Source organism: Modestobacter muralis, assembly GCF_010682105.1.
GTDB lineage: Bacteria > Actinomycetota > Actinomycetes > Mycobacteriales > Geodermatophilaceae > Modestobacter > Modestobacter muralis.
Genome location: NZ_JAAGWH010000043.1, coordinates 1 through 3643, shown reverse-complemented (window position 1 = coordinate 3643; position 3643 = coordinate 1). Strand labels below are relative to the sequence as shown.

The 3643-nt window shown below is 74.9% G+C and carries 3 protein-coding genes; all 3 read left to right on the top strand.

The window, feature by feature from the left end; genetic code table 11:
• Positions 1–629: LLM class flavin-dependent oxidoreductase (locus GCU67_RS15285; RefSeq protein WP_163612084.1), on the top strand; the 629-nt coding region annotated here is incomplete at its 5' end.
• 138 nt (positions 630–767) lie between these two features.
• On the top strand, positions 768–2891 hold the full coding sequence (locus tag GCU67_RS15280; RefSeq protein ID WP_338105043.1) for a SpoIIE family protein phosphatase: 2124 nt from the start codon (positions 768–770) through the stop codon (positions 2889–2891).
• 223 nt (positions 2892–3114) lie between these two features.
• A partial coding sequence (locus GCU67_RS15275) for a sigma-70 factor domain-containing protein (RefSeq protein ID WP_276508576.1) occupies positions 3115–3643 on the top strand: 529 nt, incomplete at its 3' end.

The window sequence follows — 3643 nt, the reverse complement described above, 5'->3', positions numbered from 1 at the left end:
TCGCCAAGGAGCTGATGACGCTCGACCAGCTCAGCGGTGGGCGGTTGGAGCTCGGCGTCGGCGTCGGCACCGAGGGTCCGGACGCGCTGGTGCTGGGCGAGCCCCCGCGCAGCCGCCGCGAGCGGGCCGACCGGTTCGGCGAGTGGCTCGGACTGCTCGACCAGCTGCTGCGCGAGCCCGTGGTCACCGCGCACGGGGAGTTCTACGACGCCGTCGACGCCCACCAGCTGCCCGGCTGCGTGCAGCAGCCGCGGCTGCCGTTCACCGTCGCCGCGACCGGGCCCAAGGCGCTGCGCCTGGCCGCCCGGCACGGCCAGGCGTGGGTGACCTACGGCCCGTTCGGTGCCGCCGTCGAGCCCGGGGAGTGGTTCACCGCGGTCGCCGACCAGTCCGCTCGGCTCACCGAGGCGCTGGCCGAGGAGGGCCGCGCACCGGGCGACGTCCGCCGCACCGTGCAGTTCGGGCTGGAGATGTACTGGCCGTTCGAGAGCGCCGAGCGCTACGCCGACACCCTGGGCCGGCTGGCCGAGGCCGGGGTGGCCGAGGTCAGCGTGCACTGGCCGCGGCCCGACGGCCGGGGGCTGCCGCCCGCAGCACTGCCGCTGGTGGCGGCGGCCCACGGGCTCTGAGCCGGGTCACGTGGCGTCGCTCACGGCCGGGCCTCGTTGTGCCCGGTCCGCCGCGCGGGCAGGATGATCCGGTTGCCGACCCGCGCTCCGGGGCACGGCTGGTCAGGGCGGCCGGGCAGGCCGGTGGGAGAGGCGGACGTGGACGACCCCGTGGGACCCCGGTTCGTCGACGACCGTGACGCCGAGCGGCTGCGCGCCGAGATGGCCATGGCCGCCGCGGGCATCGGGACCTTCGACTGGGACCTGGTCACCGGCCGGCTGGACTGGGACGACCGGCTGATCGAGCTGTTCGGCTACTCGGTCGACACCTTCGACCACAGCATCGTCGGCTTCAACGACCGGCTGCACCCCGGCGACCTCGATCGGGTCACCGCGGCGCTGCAGACGGCGATCGACAGCTGCGGCGACTTCGCTTCGCTCTACCGGGTCCTGCTGCCCGGTGGCGACACCCGCTGGGTGTCCGCACGCGGCCGCACGCTGCCCGGCCCCGACGGACGGGCGCTGCGCCTGCTCGGCGCCGCCTACGACGTGACCGACCAGCGGGACGCCGAGCTGCGGGTGACCCGGGTCCTGGAGGCGATGCCGGCCGGCTTCTACTCCCTGGACCGCGACTGGCGCTTCACCCACGTCAACGCCGCCGCCGAGCAGATACTGCTGCGCAGCCGCGACGAGCTGCTCGGCCAGGTCATCTGGGAGGAGTTCCCGGCCGCGGTCGGCTCGGCGTTCGAGGAGAGCTACCGGCGCGCGGTGGAGACCGGTGCGCCGGTGATGTTCCCGGCCTACTACCCGCCGCCGCTGGACGGCTGGTACGAGCTCCGCGCGTGGCCCAGTCCCGAGGGGCTGTCGGTCTACTTCCTCGACGTCACCGCCCGGTACCGGGAGCAGCAGCAGGCCGAGCGGGCCGCCGCGCGCCTGGAGCTGCTGGCCGCGGTCACCGAACAGCTGACGGGCACCATGGAGGCCGAGCAGGCGGTCGCGCTGCTGGCCCAGCTGGTGGTGCCCACCCTGGCCGACTGGTGCATCGTCACCCTCGTCGACGACGGCCAGCCCGGAGCCCGGCGCGGGGCCCGCGACGTCGGCTGGTGGCACCGGGACGAGGCGCTGCGGCCCCTGGTCGAGGACTACGCCCGGGTGCGCATCGACGCGCTCCGGGACTCCTCGTTCCTCTACCGCGCCCTGAACACCGGGCGGCCGGTGGCCATCGAGCGGGACGCGGCCGCCGCCGTCCAGGGGGTGCTCACGCCGGGCGAGGCGCACGAGCTGATCGGCCGGCTGGGCCCGGAGTCGATCGTCGTCCTGCCGCTGCGCGGCCGCGGACGCACCGTCGGCCTGCTCAGCCTGTTCAACACGCCCGAGCGCGGCACCCTCACCGCGGAGGACCTCGCCACGGCCGGCGAGGTGGCCTCCCGGGCCGGGCTCGCGCTGGACAACGCCCGGCTCTACGGCCAGCAGGTCGCGCTGGCCGAGCAGCTGCAGCGCAGCTTCCTCACCGCGCCGCCCGAGCCCGACCACGCCGAGATCGTGGTGCGCTACCTGCCGGCGACCGAGGCCGCGGCCATCGGCGGTGACTGGTACGACGCCTTCCTGCAGCCCGACGGCGCGACCATGCTGGTCATCGGTGACGTCGCCGGCCACGACATCGCCGCGGCTGCGTCCATGGGGCAGCTGCGCGGCCTGCTGCGCGGGATCGCCACCTCCCACGACGAGGCCGGCCCGGCCGACGTGCTGCGCCGGCTCGACGCCTCGATGGAGCTGCTCCAGGTGGACACCCTGGCCACCGCCGGGATCGCCCGGTTCGAGCAGGACGCGGACCAGCGCGAGCGCGCGGTCACCCGGATGCGCTGGTCCAGCGCGGGCCACCTGCCGCCGGTGGTCGTCGACCCCGACGGCACGGTCACCGTCCTCGGGCAGTGGGGGCGCGCCGACCTGCTCCTGGGCGTCGACCCGCACACCACGCGCACCGAGACGGTGGTCACCCTCGACCGCGGGGTCACCGTGCTGCTGTTCACCGACGGGCTCATCGAGCGCCGCGACTCCGACCTCGACGACGGCATGGCCCGGCTGCAGGCCGTGCTGGGCGAGGTCGGCTCCCGGCCGCTGCAGGAGATGTGTGACCTGGTCGTGGAGCGCCTGGTCGACGGCCGGCCGGACGACGACGTCGCGCTCGTGGCCGTCCGGCTGCACCGCCAGGACCGGCCGCGGCCGGTCGAGGCGGGGCCCCGGCGGCTGCCTCCCTCGATCCCCGTCGAGCCCGGTCCGTGAGCCGGGACACGGCCGTCCACGGGCGCGGGCACACCTTCGAGGGAAGGTCAACCACCGGCCAGCTTGATCTTGCGGCCAGCAGGGTTAACGTTGCAGGTCGACTGCGGCAGCTGCAGACCCGCTGCCGCTCCCGTGCCGGCGCCCGCCGTGCACGTCCATCCCGGCCTCTCCGCCAGCACCCACGGGTGTGGCGACGCCGCACGGCATCGGAGGAGAGACCCGCATGAGCGCCACCGACCTCGAGGTCCCCGCCACCACCACCGGTGACGAGCTCTCCGAGCCCGACCTCACCACGCCCGCCGTCGAGGACGCCCCGGCCGCCGAGGGCGCCACGACCGCCCCGGCCGCCGACGAGGTCGACCACGAGTGGGACGACGCCGCCGACGCGGTCGCGCTGCGCCAGGCCCGCAAGGAGGCTGAGCTCACCGCCTCCACGGACTCCGTCCGCGCCTACCTCAAGCTCATCGGCCGCGTGAAGCTGCTCACGGCCGAGGAGGAGGTCGACCTCGCCAAGCGGATCGAGGCCGGGCTCTACGCCGGCTCGAAGCTGGAGTCCGCCGCCGAGAACGGCGAGAAGATGCCGGTGCAGCTGCGCCGCGACCTCACCTGGATCCTGCGGGACGGCGAGCGCGCCAAGAACCACCTGCTGGAGGCCAACCTCCGCCTCGTGGTCTCCCTGGCCAAGCGCTACACCGGCCGCGGCATGTCGTTCCTGGACCTCATCCAGGAGGGCAACCTGGGCCTGATCCGGT